Source organism: Sphaerisporangium sp. B11E5 (assembly GCF_039871875.1).
GTDB lineage: Bacteria > Actinomycetota > Actinomycetes > Streptosporangiales > Streptosporangiaceae > Sphaerisporangium.
Map to the genome: position 1 here is coordinate 78,468 of NZ_JBDPMD010000019.1, position 15,604 is coordinate 94,071.

At 71.6% G+C, this 15,604-nt stretch carries 15 protein-coding genes; 8 read left to right on the top strand and 7 right to left on the bottom strand.

Annotated elements, in window-relative coordinates:
* Positions 1–215 precede the first annotated feature (215 nt).
* The 6 genes from ABGB17_RS18830 (at position 216) to ABGB17_RS18855 (ending at position 6,815) form a co-directional block, all read left to right on the top strand.
* On the top strand, positions 216–776 hold the full coding sequence (locus tag ABGB17_RS18830; protein WP_347631199.1) for a DUF5987 family protein: 561 nt from the start codon (positions 216–218) through the stop codon (positions 774–776).
* Positions 773–2,428, top strand: a complete 1,656-nt coding sequence (locus ABGB17_RS18835) for a GMC family oxidoreductase (RefSeq protein WP_347631201.1) — start codon at positions 773–775, stop codon at positions 2,426–2,428. The genes ABGB17_RS18830 and ABGB17_RS18835 overlap by 4 nt, the downstream gene beginning before the upstream one ends.
* A 10-nt stretch (positions 2,429–2,438) precedes the next feature.
* Positions 2,439–3,479, top strand: a complete 1,041-nt coding sequence (locus ABGB17_RS18840; RefSeq protein ID WP_347631203.1) for a carboxymuconolactone decarboxylase family protein — start codon at positions 2,439–2,441, stop codon at positions 3,477–3,479.
* A 378-nt stretch (positions 3,480–3,857) separates the two neighbouring features.
* Positions 3,858–4,661: a TIGR03084 family metal-binding protein gene (locus tag ABGB17_RS18845; RefSeq protein ID WP_347631205.1), complete on the top strand. Its 804-nt coding sequence runs from the start codon at positions 3,858–3,860 to the stop codon at positions 4,659–4,661.
* A 231-nt stretch (positions 4,662–4,892) separates the two neighbouring features.
* Positions 4,893–5,930, top strand: coding sequence for a 3-deoxy-7-phosphoheptulonate synthase (gene aroF / locus ABGB17_RS18850; RefSeq protein WP_347631207.1), 1,038 nt, complete (start codon positions 4,893–4,895; stop codon positions 5,928–5,930).
* Between the two features lie 12 nt (positions 5,931–5,942).
* Entirely contained in the window at positions 5,943–6,815 is an 873-nt protein-coding gene (locus ABGB17_RS18855) for a prephenate dehydrogenase (RefSeq protein WP_347631209.1), read from the top strand.
* A 14-nt stretch (positions 6,816–6,829) separates the two neighbouring features.
* Here the strand turns inward: ABGB17_RS18855 and ABGB17_RS18860 are convergent, their stop codons facing one another.
* From ABGB17_RS18860 to ABGB17_RS18870, 3 genes are read right to left on the bottom strand one after another with little or no spacing between them, the layout of a single operon-like run.
* Positions 6,830–7,804 (bottom strand): NAD(P)-dependent alcohol dehydrogenase, encoded by a 975-nt coding sequence (locus tag ABGB17_RS18860; protein WP_347631211.1) that lies wholly within the window; start codon positions 7,802–7,804, stop codon positions 6,830–6,832.
* Positions 7,804–8,004, bottom strand: coding sequence for a helix-turn-helix transcriptional regulator (locus ABGB17_RS18865; protein ID WP_347631289.1), 201 nt, complete (start codon positions 8,002–8,004; stop codon positions 7,804–7,806). The genes ABGB17_RS18860 and ABGB17_RS18865 overlap by 1 nt, the downstream gene beginning before the upstream one ends.
* Before the next feature lie 23 nt (positions 8,005–8,027).
* Positions 8,028–8,453, bottom strand: a complete 426-nt coding sequence (locus ABGB17_RS18870; RefSeq protein WP_347631213.1) for a hypothetical protein — start codon at positions 8,451–8,453, stop codon at positions 8,028–8,030.
* A 160-nt stretch (positions 8,454–8,613) separates the two neighbouring features.
* Between ABGB17_RS18870 and ABGB17_RS18875 the strand changes: the two genes are divergently transcribed.
* A complete protein-coding gene (locus ABGB17_RS18875; protein ID WP_347631215.1) occupies positions 8,614–9,201 on the top strand; it encodes a hypothetical protein in 588 nt (195 codons plus the stop codon).
* Positions 9,202–9,514: 313 nt separating this feature from the next.
* On the opposite strand, the gene ABGB17_RS18880 is transcribed toward ABGB17_RS18875, so the two are convergent.
* Both ABGB17_RS18880 and ABGB17_RS18885 read right to left on the bottom strand, forming a co-directional pair.
* Positions 9,515–10,762: a cytochrome P450 gene (locus ABGB17_RS18880; protein WP_347631217.1), complete on the bottom strand. Its 1,248-nt coding sequence runs from the start codon at positions 10,760–10,762 to the stop codon at positions 9,515–9,517.
* A gap of 242 nt (positions 10,763–11,004) precedes the next feature.
* Entirely contained in the window at positions 11,005–12,606 is a 1,602-nt protein-coding gene (locus ABGB17_RS18885; RefSeq protein ID WP_347631219.1) for an MFS transporter, read from the bottom strand.
* Between the two features lie 304 nt (positions 12,607–12,910).
* On the opposite strand from ABGB17_RS18885, the gene ABGB17_RS18890 reads away from it, so the two are divergent.
* The gene (locus tag ABGB17_RS18890) at positions 12,911–13,594 is read left to right on the top strand and encodes an HAD family phosphatase (RefSeq protein ID WP_347631221.1); all 684 of its coding nucleotides are present in this window, start codon (positions 12,911–12,913) and stop codon (positions 13,592–13,594) included.
* A gap of 60 nt (positions 13,595–13,654) precedes the next feature.
* On the opposite strand, the gene ABGB17_RS18895 is transcribed toward ABGB17_RS18890, so the two are convergent.
* Both ABGB17_RS18895 and ABGB17_RS18900 read right to left on the bottom strand, forming a co-directional pair.
* Positions 13,655–14,767: a DegT/DnrJ/EryC1/StrS family aminotransferase gene (locus tag ABGB17_RS18895; RefSeq protein WP_347631223.1), complete on the bottom strand. Its 1,113-nt coding sequence runs from the start codon at positions 14,765–14,767 to the stop codon at positions 13,655–13,657.
* On the bottom strand, positions 14,764–15,522 hold the full coding sequence (locus ABGB17_RS18900; RefSeq protein WP_347631225.1) for a class I SAM-dependent methyltransferase: 759 nt from the start codon (positions 15,520–15,522) through the stop codon (positions 14,764–14,766). Before ABGB17_RS18900 ends, ABGB17_RS18895 begins: the two co-directional genes overlap by 4 nt.
* Between the last annotated feature and the right edge of the window lie 82 nt (positions 15,523–15,604).

The window sequence follows — 15,604 nt, forward strand, 5'->3', positions numbered from 1 at the left end:
GGGCAGGGACAACCCCTACCAGCCCCCTTCCTGCTGATATGCGGCACATCGGGCCTGAAAGAGGGCATGGTCATTACGCGGGAAGAGGACCCGGATAGTGGTGTCAGGGTTACCCCAGTCAATGCGCGCAGGGCAACGCGGAAGATGCACCGGCATGACGCCGAGCCGACGATGTACGAGTACCCAGCGGGACTTCACGCGTGAGGAAAACGCCTATGCGCACCCCAGAGGAAGAGCTGCGGACGATGACGCTCGAGGCGTTCGCGGACACGATCGTCCCCGGCGAGAAGCGTTCTCCCGGCGACCGTGCCGTCGCCGGCGCGTCCACCGGCGGCGGCGCCGTGCAGGCCGGCGCCATCGAACTGCTGGAATGGGACGCGACCGGCCTCACCGAGGGCCTCGACGGCTTCTCGTCCGCGCTGGACGCCCACGCCCTGGCCTACGCCGCCGAGCGCGGCGTCACCCTGGACGAGACGGTGCCGCCGTTCGTCGCGCTCGACTTCGCGCAGCGCACCGAACTCGTGCGCCTGCTCACCACACCCGGGCACCCCGAGAAGGCGCTGTGGGTCAGCCTCGCGCTGTTCAGCAACATGGCCTTCGACTCGGCGGCGCACATGCACACCGTCGACGCCCTCGCCGCCGGGCACCCCGGCCTGCTGGCCCTCGGCATCGAGAAACCCGGCCCCGACGGGTTGTGGCGTTTCCCCGAGTTCTCCTACGGCCGCGAGCTGGCCGACCTGCACCCGGACACGACCCCCTCAGGGAGCCCCGCATGACCGGCATCGAACGCACCGACGTCCTCGTGGTCGGCAGCGGCTTCGGCGGCGCCATCGCGGCCTACCACCTCGCGGCCGGCGGCGCCAAGGTCGTCGTGCTGGAACGCGGGCCCTGGCTGACCGGCGAGGACTTCGACCAGAACTACAAGCTCGGGTCGTCCTACACCCGGGCGTTCGACTTCGTGGTCGGCGACGGCATGAGCATCCTCGGCGGCAACTGCGTGGGCGGCGGCAGCGTCGTGTACTTCGCCGCGATGCCCCGCGCGCCGCGTTTCGTGTTCGAGCGGCACGGCAGCATCGGGCGGCGCATGTGGCCGTCCGCGATCAGCCGCGACACCCTCGACCCGTGGTACGACCGGGTGGCCGAGTCCATCCCGATCACCCAGCAGACCTGGAGCGACGTCCCGTACGCGGGCGGGTTGTGGGGGGCGGCCTGCCGGCACGCCGGGCGGACCGCCAACCCCGTGCCGGCGGCCATCGACGTCACCAAGTGCGTCAACTGCAACTGGATGATGGCCGGGTGCCGCTTCGACGCCAAGAAGTCGCTGCTGTTCACCTACCTGCCGGCGGCGCTGGCGCACGGGGCCGAGATCCGGCCGCTGCACGAGGTGCAGAAGATCGAGCGCAACCACGACGGGTCCTACCGGGTGCACTACGACCTCATGGACGACGAGGACTACCGCATCAGGTCCGAGGGCGGCGCCATCGACGCCAAGATCATCGTGCTGGCGGCCGGCGCCGGGGCGACCCCCGTCATCCTGCAGCGCAGCGAGCCCACGCTCGGCGCCATGCCGCACGCGGTGGGGCGGTACTTCTCCGGCAACGGCGAGCGGCTCAACACCGCGATACTCAACGAGGACAAGGTGCGCGAGGTGCTCGGCCTGGACCGGGGGAACGGCCTGGCGTACGAGGCCAACCAGATCGGTAAGGGCCCCGTGGTGGCCAACTGGGACCGCCTCGACGGGTCCCTGCCGGAGTACGAGCGCTTCTCGCTCGAACAGCTCTACTTCCCGCCCGGCCTCGGCACCATCCTCGCCCAGGTCCCCGGCGCCACCGAGCCGAGCTGGTTCGGCGTGGACAAGAAGGAGATGCTCAAGCGCTGGCGCTCCTGGCTGATCATCTTCCAGATGACCGAGGACGACAACGAGGGCGTCTTCGGCCCCCCGCCCGAGCGGGGCAACGCCGACCGCCTGTCCCAGCAGATGCTCGGCGTCGGCCGCCTCCGCTACGACCCCACCCCCAACACCCTGCGCGGCTGGGCCCTCGCCGACGCCGAGTGCAAGGACATCCTCGAACGCGACGGCCTGGCCGAGGTCGCCCCCTGGACCAACGACGTGGTGGGCGCCTACACCGTCCACCCCCTGGCCTCCTGCCGCATAGGCGACGACCCCGCCACCTCCGCCCTGGACGACCGCCACGAACTCCGCGGCCACCCCGGCATCTTCGTCACCGACGGCTCCGCCGTCCCCGGCGCCCTCACCGTCAACCCGGCCATGACCATCTCCGCCCTGGCCGAACGCGCCATCCCCGCCATAGTGAGCGCCGCCCAAGCCCGCGGCGTGAACGTCACCTACGGCGCCCCCGCCCCCAACGGCTCCACCGACGGCCGCCGCGGCGTGGCCGACCTCCTCCCCGTCCTGACCCGGCGCTAGGGGGCGGCTGATGGGCGGCATGCTGACCCGGCTCACCCTGCCGGGCACGATGTCCCAGGTACGGCACGTCACGCCGGTGCGTCCGCGTGGCGCGTCCGAGGCCGTGCGGAAGGTGTACGCGCAGATCTCGCGGGACTTCGGGATGCTGGCGCCACCGTTGCTGCTGCACTCGCCGGCGCCGGGGACGCTGGCCGCGTCCTGGTCCGTCCTGCGGGAGTCGCTCCTTGCCAACGGGCGGGCGTCCCGCGCGGCCAAGGAGGTCGTGGCGACCGTCGTCTCGGAGGGCAACACCTGCCCGTACTGCGTGGACGTCCACCAGGCGACGCTCAGCGGGCTCGGGCACGACGACGACCCCGAGGTGTCGCGGGTCGCCGAGTGGGCGCGCGGCCTCGGCACCAGGGACGGCGCGGCGCGCGGCGCCGACTTCCCGGAAAGGGAGCTGGCCGAGCTGACCGGGGTGGCGGTCACGTTCCACTACCTGAACCGCATGGTGAACGTCTTCCTCGGCGACTCCCTGCTGCCGCCCCAGGTGCCCACCCGGGCACGCGGCGGGATGTTGCGGATGTTCGGCCTGGTCATGCGGCCCATGGCCCGCAGGGGGGCCACGCCGGGCGACTCGCTCGGCCTGCTGCCCGCGGCGCCCCCCGCCGCCGACCTGGCCTTCGCCGGGGGAGCGCCGCACGTCGCGGGAGCCTTCGCGCGGGCCGCGTACGCCGTCGAGGAGGCCGGGCGCCGCTCGGTGCCCGAGCCGGTCCGCGCCGTGGTGTCCGCCGAACTGGCCGCCTGGGACGGCACGCCCCCCGGCCTCGGCCGGGGCTGGGCCGACGGCCCGCTGTCCGGCCTGGCCCCCGCGCACCGGCCCGCCGGACGGCTGGCGCTGCTCACCGCGATGGCGTCCTACCAGGTGGACGACGCCGTCGTGGCGGCCTACCGCGAAGGAACCCCCGGGGACCGGGAACTGGTGGAACTGACGGCCTGGTCGGCCATGGCGGCGGCCCGTACGGCCGGCGCCTGGACCCGGGCCGTCCGCGCGGAGCCCCGCTCCGCGTGACGGCGCGTTCCGCTGGACCCGGTTCCGCGCGAGCGCGCGTTCCGCCGGACCCGGTTCCGCGCGAGCGCGCGTTCCGCCTGACCTCGTTCCGCGTGACTGCCTGTCCCCGCCGGACCCCGTTCCGCGTGACCCCGTGATCCGAAGGGCCGCCCAGGCGATTTCGTGCACCTTTTCCGGGTGGCCCCCGATGTCGTTCCGCAACAGCACACACGAAGTAGCCGCGGCCTTTTACCCGGATGCATTCTGGAGGGGACCGCATTCCTGGTGTCCATATCGAATCAGGTCCGTGGCGGGCATTCCGGTTGTCGCGGGTCGCGCCACATGAGACGTGGGCGCTCGACACCTCGAACCATCAGATTCCAGTGAGAGGACAGACGCGTGACCGACCTGGACGTTGTGCTCAGGGACCTCACCGCGGACGGCGAGCAGTTGGACCGCCTCGTGTCCGGGCTCTCCCCCGAGCAGTGGCGCCTGCCCACCCCCGCGCCCGGCTGGACGATCCACGACCAGATCGCCCACCTGGCTTTCATCTACCGGCTGGCCCGCCTGGCGGCGGCCGAGCCCGAGACGTTCACCGCGCTGGCCAAGAGCGCGGAGAAGAACTTCAACGGCGCCGTCAACGCCGCCCTGGCCGACTACGCCTCCGACTCGCCGGAGACGCTGCTCGCCAAGTGGCGCGCGGAGCGGCGTGACGTCGTCACGGCCCTCGCCGCGGTGCCGGAGGGCCAGGTCGTGCCGTGGCTGGTCAACCCGCTGCCGCCCATCATCCTCGCCTGCGCGGGCATCATGGAGCAGTTCGCCCACGGCCAGGACATCGCCGACGCCCTCGGTGTGACGCTGGAGCGCGGCGCGAGCCTCGCGCACCTCACGGTGTTCGCCGTGCTCACCAAGGACTTCGGGTACCTCTCCCGCGGCGAGACCCCGCCGGCCGCCGAGTTCCGCTTCGAGATCACCGGGCCGTCCGGTGAGCTGTGGGCGTACGGCTCGGAGAACGCCACCGAGCGGATCAGCGGCCCCGCCGAGGACTTCTGCCTGCTCGCCACCCGCCGCCGCCACCGTGACGACGTCGCGGTCACCGCCGTGGGCGCCGAGGCCGACCACTGGCTGGACATCGCCCAGTGCTACCGCGGCCCCGCCGGCGCCGGCCGGGTGCCCGGCCAGTTCACCCCGGCGGCCGCGTAGCCGCCGGTGCGCATCGCTCACGGCCGGACCGCCGATCGACGGTGGTCCGGCCGTACGCCGTCCACCGGCTTTTTCTCCGCGATTTTCCACCCGGCCGCTGGCAGGAAGCGGCAACGGGTCGGCATTTTGCTGCCTTGATTATTCCTCGTCCGGCGGCCGCGGGGCGTGCACAGTTGTGGTGAGGAAAAAAGCGATCGGCCCCTGATCGGCCGAGAAAAGGGTGAAGAGAATATGGTAATCGTGATGGCTCCGGACGCCACGCCTGCGGACATCCAGGCGGTCGTGTCGATGGTGGAGCTGGCGGGCGGTGAGGCGTTCGTCAGCCGGGGGGTCAGCCGGATCGTCATCGGCCTCGTCGGTGACGTCGACCTGTTCGCCACGCTGAACCTCGGCGCGATGCGCGGGGTGAGCAGCGTCACCCGCATCTCCGCCAAGTACAAGCTGGTCAGCCGTGAGCACCACCCGGACCGCACGACCGTCCAGGTCGGCGGGGTGCCGATCGGGCCGGACACGGTGACCCTGATCGCGGGGCCGTGCGCGGTGGAGACGCCGGACCAGACGCTGGAGGCGGCGCTGATGGCCAAGGCCGCCGGCGCGACCCTGCTGCGCGGCGGCGCCTACAAGCCCCGCACCTCTCCCTACGCCTTCCAAGGCCTGGGCGAGGCAGGCCTGCGCATCCTGGCCGACGTCCGCACCGAGACCGGCCTGCCCATCGTCACCGAGGTCGTCGCCGCCGACGACGTCGACACCGTCGCCGAACACGCCGACATGCTCCAGATCGGCACCCGCAACATGCAGAACTTCCCCCTGCTCCAAGCCGTCGGCGCCGCCGGCCGCCCCGTCATGCTCAAACGCGGCATGAGCGCCACCATCGAAGAATGGCTCATGGCCGCCGAATACATCGCCCAGCGCGGCAACCTCGACATCGTCCTGTGCGAACGCGGCATCCGCACCTTCGAGACCGCCACCCGCAACACCCTCGACATCTCCGCCGTCCCCGTCGTCCAACGCCTCTCCCACCTCCCCGTCATCGTCGACCCCTCCCACTCCGGCGGCCGCCGCGACCTCGTGCTCCCCCTGAGCCGCGCCGCGATCGTCGCCGGCGCCGACGGCATCATCGTGGACGTCCACCCCTACCCCGACATCGCGCTCTGCGACGGCCCCCAGGCCCTGGTGGAGGAGGACCTGACCGTCCTGGCCGCCACCGTGCGCGACCTCACCGGCTACATGGGCCGCCGCACCCCCGCCTCCACCCCGATCGCCGCCTGACCAGGCCGACCCATGAAGCTCCCCACCCCCCGCAAGGTGCGCCGCGTCACCGTCGTCGGCACGGGCGTCATCGGCACATCGGTGGCTCTGGCCCTGCAGCGCTCCGGGGTGCGGGTCTGGCTGACCGACCACGACGAGGAGGCCCTGTCCGAGGCCGTGAGAATGGGCGCGGGCACCCCCCTGCCCGACCCCGCTCCCCGCGCCGACGTGGTGGTGGTGGCCACCCCGCCCTCGACCGTGGCGACGGTCCTGTCCGACGCCCAGCAGCGCGACCTGGGCACGGTGTACACCGACGTGGCCAGCACCAAGTCCCGCATCATCACCCAGGTCGAACAGGCCGCCTGCGACCTCACGTCCTACGTCCCCGGCCACCCCATCGCCGGCCACGAGCTGTCGGGCCCCACCGCCGCCCACCCCGACATGTTCGACTCCCGCCCCTGGGTCCTGTGCCCCCACCCCGCCACCGCCCCCCAGGCGCTGCGCACCACCGCCTCCCTGATCACCCTGTGCGGCGCCCGCCCCACCATCCTTTCCCCCGAAGTCCACGACCAGATGGTGGCGGCGGTCTCCCACGTCCCCCACCTGGTCTCCGCCGCCCTGGCCGCCCGCTTCGCCGCCGCCGACGAACACACGTTGTCCCTGGCCGGCAAGGGCCTCCAGGACACCACCCGCATCGCCAGAGGCGCCCCCGCCCTGTGGCGCGACATCCTCCAGCACAACGCCCACCCCATCGCCACCGTCCTGGAAGCCATCGTCCACGACCTCTCCGAGGCGGCCCAGGCCCTCCGCGCGACCGACCAGGAGGCCCTCACGGACCTCCTGACCCGAGGCAACCGGGGAAGGGAACACATCCTCAACGTCCTCCATCCGACATCCACCGGGTGACTCGCGGACGTGCGCTAAACAGAGATGACGATCTTGCCGGTGGCGTGGCCCGCGGTGAAGCGGTGGAGGGCGGCCGGGGCGTCGGACAAGGGGTAGACGCGGTCGATGAGCGGGGTGACGGCGCCGGAGTCGATGAGGCCGGTCAGGTCGTCCAGCGGGGCGAAGCCTTCCTTGGCGCCCAGCATGCGGAGGGTCTGGGGGACGAACCAGGAGACCACGGGGGCGCGGAGGCTACGGCCGAAGCCGCCGAGTACCGGGGCCTTGTTGTAGCCGCCGCCGGCGAGGACCAGGGTGCCGCGCTTGGTCAGGGCGCGGCGGATGAGGGACAGGGGACGGTCGCCGGCGATGTCGATGATGACGTCGTACACCGGGCCGTCGCGGTCGATCTCCTCTCTGGTGTAGTCGATGACGTCGTCGGCGCCGAGGGAGCGGACGGCGTCGGCCTTGGCGGGGCCGCACACTCCGGTCACGTGGGCGCCGAGAGCCTTGGCGATCTGGACGGCGTAGGAACCGACGCCGCCGGAGGCGCCGATGATCATCACCCGCTGCCCCTTCTCGACGCCGGCGAGATCGCGGACGCCCTGGAGGGCCGTGACGCCGGAGACCGGTACCGCGGCGGCCTGCTCGAAGGAGAGGCCGGCGGGCTTGCGGGCCAGGAAACGTTCCGGCGTGGTGGCGTACTCGGCGAACGAGCCGCCCTTGGAGGTGCCGTACACCTCGTCGCCCGGCGCGAACCGGGTCACCTTGGACCCGACGGCCTCCACCACCCCGGCCAGGTCCCGCCCGCGCACCGGCACCTTCGGCTTGCGCAGCCCGAAGAAGGGCCGCACCACGTACGGCCGCCCCGTCATCAAGATCCACACCCCCGCGTCGACCGCCGCCGCCCGCACCCGCACGAGCACCTCGTCGTCCCCGGGCACCGGCTTGGCGACGTCCCGCAGCCTCAGCACATCGGCCCCGCCGTACACGTCCTGCACGATCGCCTTCATCACGTCTTCTCCTCTTCCTCCGGATACTGGAACACGTCATCGAGCGGCACCCCGAAAACCCGGGCGATCCGGAACGCCATCTCCAGCGACGGCGAATACCGCCCCTGCTCGATCGCGATGACCGTCTGCCTGGTCACCCCGATCCGCTCGGCCAGCTCGGCCTGCGTCATCTCGTCACACGCGAACCGCAACACCCGGATGCGATTGGTGACCCGCGTCGCCCTCACCACTGCGGGAAGCCCTTGCGATAGAGAAAGATCTTCGCCACCGCCGCGAGCACCGCCGACAACACGAAGCACAGATAAATGACGTTGGCGATCCAGAACCCCTCCCACTCCGCCATCGCCATGAGCATCGCGGCGACCCCGCCGACCACCAGGAACGCCTGCCCCGTGTGCTCCCCGAACCGCTCGATCTCCCGATCCCGCTCGTCCTTGACCAGCGACCCCGGCCGCACGATCCCCAGCACGATCTCGATCAGCATCGCCGCGACGATCCCCCCACCCACCGTCCAGAGAAGCACCCCCGCATAGGCCACCTCAGCCAGCGGCCGCCCCCCCGCCCGCCCCAACACGACCACCAGATAAACGACGTATCCGACCACGCTGACCACCAGCCTGATCCACGCCCGCTTCTCTTCGAGAGGCATGACCCCGACCCCTTCGATGTACAGAATTCTTTACACCGCCAATGTAGCCAATCCTTGACCTGGTGTCTAGAAACTTTTACATCGATCGCGACCCGGACACGGCCCGGCCAAGGAGGGAAAGCGGTCGCCAGAGCGGGGCCCATGCCCGAGAATCGGGTGCATGGACGTTCCCGAGCTGCTCGGACGCGCGACGGACCTCGTCCCCGCGGACGCGAGGAACACCCTCGGCCTCGCCGCGGCCGATGTGCGCGACCTTCTCGGTGAGGGTGACTGGGACGTCGCGCTCGGGGCCCTCCAGGAGTTCGAGGGCGTCGAGTGGCAGCCCGTCGAGTTCTGGACCGTCCTCGCCGACGTCGCCGATCAGATGGCGCTCCCGCGCGACGCCGCGTGGTGTCACTGGCGCGCAAGCGAGACCCGTGCCGGCCTCTTCGCCGCGGACCTCAGGCTCGTCCCCCCGGACGCGGGCGGCAGACGTATTCCGCTTCGCGGCGGCCTGCGTCCCATGTGGGCCGTCGGCTGCCCGTCCCTCCCCGAGGGCCTCGCCGACCTGCACGTCGGTGTCATCCGGGTGGAGGGCGCCCCCGCCGTCCCGCCCGGAGGGGAGGGGCGCGTCAGGCTCGGACCGCTGAGCCCGGAGAACTGGTGGCATCTCAGACCGGGCGACACCATCACCATGCACGAGTCCCGCCCCGTGGCGGCCACCGCGACGATCACAGAGGTGAGGCTTCCCCGGCGTGCCCGCAGGTGATCCACGACCGGGCGCGGGTGCTCGGGCAGGGGTGGTCGGCCGATGCGGCGAGCGACGATCGCGTCGACGTCGAAGCCTGCGGCGCCATCGCTTGCGAACGCCGCCGGGCCAGGAGCCGGGCGGCGTTCGAGAAGCGGACGGTCACGGGCTGGTGCGGGTCACCCCCGTCTAGCAGGTGTTGTCCGGCGGGCTCCGTGACGGGCGCGGAAACTTTCGAACCGGCGCCGAGATGATTCACTCCCCCGCCGGGGCCTGAGGCGTCCCGGGCGGGGGAGTGGGGGGCCACCGTCGCGGTGGTCCGGACGGGGGAGGGTCAGACGGACGCGGTGGCGGGGACGGGGGCCTTCAGGTGGACGGGGAGGGAGCGGTGGCCGTTCATGATGAAGGTGGGGAGGGGCTGGAGGTCGGACTTGTCGACGGCCAGGGTGAGGTCGGGGAAGCGGTCGAAGAGGGTGCTGAGGCCGGTGGCGGCGACCATGCGGGCGATGCCGGCGCCCAGGCAGTAGTGCGGGCCGTGGCCGAAGGAGAGGTGTTCCTTGTTGGGGCGGGTGATGTCGAACGTGCCCGCGGTCTCGCCGTGGAGGGCCGGGTCGCGGCCCACGGCGCTGTAGTTGATGAGGATGGGGTCGCCCTTGGGGATGGTGACGCCGTCCAGGTGGATGTCCTCGACCGCGTAGCGCAGGGGGAGCTGGGCCAGGGGGGACTCCACGCGGAGGGTCTCGTCGATGACGTCGTCCCAGGAGACCTGGCCCGACTTGACCAGTTCGAGCTGCTCGGGGTGGGTGAGCAGCGCGGTGATGGCGTTGTCGAAGAAGTTGATGGTGGTCTCGGAGCCGGCGCCGAGGATGGCGAAGATGGTGTCGGTCAGCTCGGCCTCGCTGAGGCGGGAGCCGTCCTCCTCGCGGGCGGCGATGAGGTCGCTGGTGATGTCCTCGCCGGGGTTGGCGCGCTTGCCGGCGATGAGGTCGGCCATGGCGTCGCGCCAGCCGCCGAGGATGGCGGCGGCCTGCTCGGGGCTCACGGTGGTGTCGACCATCATCTCGATGACGGTGGCCGTCTTGGCGAGGGCCTCCTCCGACATGCCGATCAGCTCGGCGACGATGCGGGCCGGCAGCGGGTAGGCGAACCGCTCGCGCAGGTCCACGGCCTCACCGGGCGGCACGGACTCGAGCGCGTCGAGCAACTGGTTGGTGAGCTCCACCACGCGGGGACGGATGGCCTCGGTGCGACGGCGGGTGAACGCCTTGCCGACCAGCTTGCGCAGGCGGACGTGCTCCTTGCCGTACGCGGTCACCATGTTGTCCATGGCGATCCAGCTGATCATCTCCCAGTCCGGCGGGATCTCGCCGTTGATGAACTTCGGCCAGTGGTTGCGGGCGCTCTTGGTGACCCGGGGGTCGGTGAGCAGGTCCCTGATCACGTCGTGGCTGTTGATCGACCAGGCGAGGACGCCGCCGGGCAGTTCGACCGGGGTCGCCTGGCCCATCGCGCGCAGCTTGTCGGCCTCGGCGTGGATGTCGCGGCCAGTGGTGTCGAGGGGGACGGGGCGGCCTTGTTCCATCGGAAGTCTCCCGAGATCTCGTCGCTGGGAATGAAAGGGATGCCCGGGGAAAAGGAAGGGAGATACCCGCGCGAGGTACTTATTGATTTCCAGGCATCCGTGCTTTCGTGTTTCGATTTTACGTCCGCGCCACCGGCCCGTATATGTGGGTAGGGGGCACCCTGCCGATATTCCGCACGATGGAAGACGCCATGAGAAAGGCGCCGGGCGGAAATCGCCCGGCGCCTTTGTCGTGAGCAGGGTCAGGAGACCTTCGCGGTCTCCTCGGCGGGCGTCTCCAGGGTCTCCTCGGCGGGAGCCTCGCCGCCGCCGCCGTGCATGTCACCCGTCGGGGCGACGTGCCGCAGCGCGATCACCGCGATGGTGGCGAGCGTCAGGGCGATCGCGGCGCTGACCCCGGCCGAGGTGTTCATGGCCGTGGTGAACGCCTCGCGCGCCGCGGCGAGCAGCGCGGCCCCGGCCTGCCCGGTGAGCTCCGCCGCCGCGCCGAGCGCGCCCGCGATGCTCTCCATGGCGCCCTCCGCGGCCCCGGCCGGCGTCCCGGCGGGCACGGTGAGCTGGCTCTGGTACACGGCGGTGCCGACGCTGCCCAGGGTCGCGATGCCGAGCGCGATGCCGAGCTCGCCGCCGGTCTCCGACATGGCCGCCGCCGACCCGGCCTTCTCCGGCGGCGCGGAGCCCATGATCAGCCCGGTGCCGAGACCCGCCATGGGCCCGGCGCCGAACGCCGCGAGGTACAGGCCGGTGAGCAGCAGCGGCAGGCCGGACGCGGTCGCCACCTGGCTGACCAGCAGGTACCCGATGCCGGCCAGCACCAGCCCGCCCGCGATGGCGTACGCCGGCCGCACCTTGCGCGCGATGGCCGGCGCCATCATCAGGCTGATCACGGTGACGATGGTCTGCGGCACCAGCAGGAGCCCGGCGTTGAGGGGGGACAGCCCCTCGACCGTCTGCAGGTAGAGGTTGACCAGCAGGTAGGTGCCGCTCATCAGCCCGCCGCCGACCATGATGGCCAGGGCCGCGGTGAAGGCCCGGTTGTTGAACAGCCGCAGGTCGAGCAGCGGGTTGGGCAGCGAACGCTGCCGCCGCACGAACGCGACGCCGACGATCACGCCGACCACGATGCTCGCGATCGGCACGGCCTCGAAGCCGTTCTTGGCCAGCTCCTTGAGGCCGTAGATGAGCGGGAGGATGGTGCCGAGGGACAGCGCCACGCTGGTCAGGTCCAGTTTCCCTGCGCCGGGGTCGCGGTACTCGGGCAGCAGCTTCGGTCCCGCGATGAGCAGCAGCGCCATGACCGGCACGCTCAGCAGGAACACCGAGCCCCACCAGAAGTTCTCCAGCAGGACGCCGCCGACCACAGGGCCGATGGCCATGCCGCCCATGAAGCAGCTCATCCACACCGCGATGGCGGTGCCCATCTGCTTGGGGTCGGTGAACATGTTGCTGATCAGCGCCAGTGTGGACGGCATCAGCGAGGCGCCGGTGATGCCCATGAGCGCCCGGGTGGCGATCAGCATCTCGGGGCTCGTCGAGTACGCGGCCAGTACCGACGCGGCGGCGAACGCGGCCCCGCCGATCATCAGCAGCCTGCGCCGCCCGATGCGGTCGCCGAGCGTCCCCGCCGTGACGAGGAATCCCGCGATGAGGAAGCCGTAGATGTCGGTGATCCAGAGCTGCTGGACGTGGCTGGCGCCGAGATCGGTGCTCAGCCGGGGCAGCGCGAGGTACAGCACGCTGGAGTCCAGGGCGAGCAGCAGCGTCGGCAGGGCCAGCACGGCCAGGCCGGTCCACTCCCGCCGCCCGGCCCGCGTACCGGACCCGGCTACGGCGTTGGCATCCATCTAACGTCCTTCCGTCTGTGGTCTGCGGGCCGTTCCTTACGTCAATTTCGCCATGTCACGATTTATCGACAGGAATCGCTGGAATTTAGTCCTATCAGCGGGAAACCTGGCACGGCATCTCCGAGGGTGCGCGAACGGCACGCCCCGTCCACCTTCGACGATAGGGTGGTGCGTCCCCCTTGGGAATGACCTCTGTGATATGCCGGGTAGCGACTAGGGGTGCCGTATAGGGGTGGGGCATAGGGGTGGTGACGCCGCATTTCCAAAGATGCGGCCGCAGCGGCCCGGTGTGACGCTGGGCGGCATGACCGGATTAGCCGGGCCCGTCCCGCACGACGCGGTCGTGTTCGACTGCGACGGCACGCTCGTGGACACCGAGACCTCCTGGAACAGCGCGTACCGGACGCTGTTCGACCACTACGAGGTGCCGCTGGACCCCCGGGCCCGCACCCGGCTGGTCGGCCTGCAGCTCCGCGAGCTCGGGCACGCCCTGGCCGACCTGCTCGGCCACCCGGCCGCGCCGGAGACGCTCGGCCGCCGGGTGTACGAGCTGGTACGGGGCGACGTGGGCTCCGGTGTCACGGCCCTGCCAGGCGCGGTGGAGCTGGTCACGGCGCTGCACGGCACCCGGCCGCTCGCGGTGGCGACCAACACCCCGGCCGAGATCGTGGCCGACTACCTCGACGGCATCGGCATCCGCGCCGCGTTCGACGTGGTGGTGGACTGCGTCACCGCCGGCGCCCCCAAGCCGTCCCCGGTGCCGTACCTGCGGGCCTGCGGCGCGCTCGGCGTGACACCGGGCCGCGCCGTCGCCGTCGAGGACTCGGCCAACGGCGTGGTCGCGGCCCGCGCGGCGGGGATGTACGTCATCGGCGTGCCGTCCCACCCCGAGGTCGTCCTGCACGCCGACCTGCGTGCCGGAACCCTGCTCGACCCGCCGGTGTGGCGCACCCTCGGCCTGCCGGCCCCGGCCCCGGTGCCCGCCTGACCCGGCACGCAGCCACCGCGGGCATCGAAGCCACCTCGGGGCGCGACAGCCGGGAACGGCTCACCACCCCGAGCGGATCGTCTCCACGACGTACTCCCGGTCCCGCTCCGACACCCACCACCCGACCGGGATGTGCACCACCCGGTCGTGCACGGACTCCAGCCCCGGCAGCGCCGGGTCGTACACGTCGCGGACGCAGGTGTGCGTGTCGTTGCGCCGCACCACCGCGCTCACCGTGACCCCCGCCGCGGTCATCTTGCGGATGAACCCCGCACGGTCCGCCACCTTCACCGGGTACAGCCAGAACGACGACTCCAGCCCTTCCTCCCGGGTGGTGAGCTCGACCCCGGGGACCCCGGCCAGCGCCGCGTCGTAGTACGCCGCGTTGCGCCGGTGCAGCTCCACCCGCCCGTCCACCGACGCGAGGTTGGCCAGCCCGACCGCCGCCCCGAGCTCCCCGAGGTAGAAGTTGTACCCCCACTCCGGCACGTCGTAGTCCCCGTTGACCCGGTCGGCCTTCCGGTCGATGCCGAAGAACCGCAGCCGCAGTGCCCGCCGCAGCGTCTCCTCGTCCGGCGTCACCAGCATGCCGCCGGTGCCGCACGCCAGGTGCTTGGTGGCGTGGAAGCTGAACGCGCAGAGGTTGCCGTGGGCGCCGACGGGCCGGCCGCGGCAGACGGTGCCCCACGCCTGCGCGCAGTCCTCGATCACCGCGGGCCGGGACCCGTGCGCCGCCTCGGCCTCGTCCAGCACGGACGACAGCCGGTCCAGGTCCACGGGGTGCCCCGCCCAGTGCACCACCATGACGGCCCGCGTCTCGGGGGAGATCTTCTTGGCCAGGTCGTCCAGGTCCATGGTGAGCGTGCCCGGGTCGACGTCCACCCACCGGATCCGCAGCCCGTTCGCGAGGATCGCCCAGTTGGTCGCCTCGAAGGTGTACGGCGTGGTCAGCACCTCGCCGCCGCCTCCAGGCTCCGCGGCGAGGCGCAGCGCCAGGTGCAGCGCCGAGGTGCCGTTGTTGAGCGTCGCCAGGTACGGCACGCCGAGCCGGGCGCGCAGCGCCTCCTCGAACTCCTCGCCACGGGGCCCGTGCCCGAGCACCCCGGTGCGCAGCGCCTCCGCCACCAGGGGGCCGGCCCCCGGGTCGACCGCGACCTTGAACAGCGGGATCATCGCGACCTGACGCCGACGAACAGCCCGCGCCCGGCCAGGATGTCGTCCCGCTGCACGTACTCGGCCGTGCACCCGGCCCGCTCGAACGCCGCGACGTACTGCTCCGGCGTGAACAGCGTGAAGACCTGCACGTGCTCGAAGTGCCGGATCCCGTCCCCGTCCGCCACGATGTAGTGCGCCTCCTGCCGGACCACGTCGCCCGAGCGCACCGACCGCGCCACCCGGGTCACCGTGCGGGAGCCGTCGCGCACCAGGTCGCTGCCGACGTGCCCGTCGGTGAACCGCTCAGGGAAGTACCAGGGCTCGACGACGAGCACCCCGCCGGGGGAGACGTGCCGGGCCATGCTGGCCACCGCGGAGTCCAGCTCGGCGGTGGAGGCCATGTACCCGACCGTGCTGTACAGGCTGGTCACGGCGTCGAAGGTTCGCCCGAGGTCGAAGTCACGGATGTCGCCGGGGTGCACGGCGACGCCGGGCAGCTTGGCACGGGCGGCCGCACGCATGGTGTCGGACAGCTCCAGGCCCTCGACGTGCGAGAACCGGCCGCGCAGCGACCGCAGGTGCTCCCCGGTGCCGCAGGCCACGTCGAGGGCCTGGAGCGAGTCGGCGTCCGGCTTGCGCGAGCGCACCAGCGTGACGACCTCCCCGGCCTCCTGCTCGTAGTCCTTGCCCCGCAGCTTGTAGACGAGGTCGTAGACCTCGCTCACCTCCGACCCGTAGACGTTGGTCTCCCGTGCGGGTGTTTCCGTGGTCATCGGTGACTCCTCACTGGGGCGGGTGCACGTTGACGGCGGACGGGCGCGCGGAATTCCGCCATGCGGCGAGCTTCCCGTGCGT

What these genes read in the sequence shown, in the direction of transcription:
- ABGB17_RS18830 (WP_347631199.1), top strand. Translation starts at nt 216, where the DNA reads ATGCGCACCCCAGAGGAAGAGCTGCGGACGATGACGCTCGAGGCGTTC.
- ABGB17_RS18835 (WP_347631201.1), top strand. Translation starts at nt 773, where the DNA reads ATGACCGGCATCGAACGCACCGACGTCCTCGTGGTCGGCAGCGGCTTC.
- ABGB17_RS18840 (WP_347631203.1), top strand. Translation starts at nt 2,439, where the DNA reads ATGGGCGGCATGCTGACCCGGCTCACCCTGCCGGGCACGATGTCCCAG.
- aroF (WP_347631207.1), top strand. Translation starts at nt 4,893, where the DNA reads ATGGTAATCGTGATGGCTCCGGACGCCACGCCTGCGGACATCCAGGCG.
- ABGB17_RS18855 (WP_347631209.1), top strand. Translation starts at nt 5,943, where the DNA reads ATGAAGCTCCCCACCCCCCGCAAGGTGCGCCGCGTCACCGTCGTCGGC.
- ABGB17_RS18860 (WP_347631211.1), bottom strand. Translation starts at nt 7,804, where the DNA reads ATGAAGGCGATCGTGCAGGACGTGTACGGCGGGGCCGATGTGCTGAGG.
- ABGB17_RS18870 (WP_347631213.1), bottom strand. Translation starts at nt 8,453, where the DNA reads ATGCCTCTCGAAGAGAAGCGGGCGTGGATCAGGCTGGTGGTCAGCGTG.
- ABGB17_RS18875 (WP_347631215.1), top strand. Translation starts at nt 8,614, where the DNA reads ATGGACGTTCCCGAGCTGCTCGGACGCGCGACGGACCTCGTCCCCGCG.
- ABGB17_RS18880 (WP_347631217.1), bottom strand. Translation starts at nt 10,762, where the DNA reads ATGGAACAAGGCCGCCCCGTCCCCCTCGACACCACTGGCCGCGACATC.
- ABGB17_RS18885 (WP_347631219.1), bottom strand. Translation starts at nt 12,606, where the DNA reads ATGGATGCCAACGCCGTAGCCGGGTCCGGTACGCGGGCCGGGCGGCGG.
- ABGB17_RS18890 (WP_347631221.1), top strand. Translation starts at nt 12,911, where the DNA reads ATGACCGGATTAGCCGGGCCCGTCCCGCACGACGCGGTCGTGTTCGAC.
- ABGB17_RS18895 (WP_347631223.1), bottom strand. Translation starts at nt 14,767, where the DNA reads ATGATCCCGCTGTTCAAGGTCGCGGTCGACCCGGGGGCCGGCCCCCTG.
- ABGB17_RS18900 (WP_347631225.1), bottom strand. Translation starts at nt 15,522, where the DNA reads ATGACCACGGAAACACCCGCACGGGAGACCAACGTCTACGGGTCGGAG.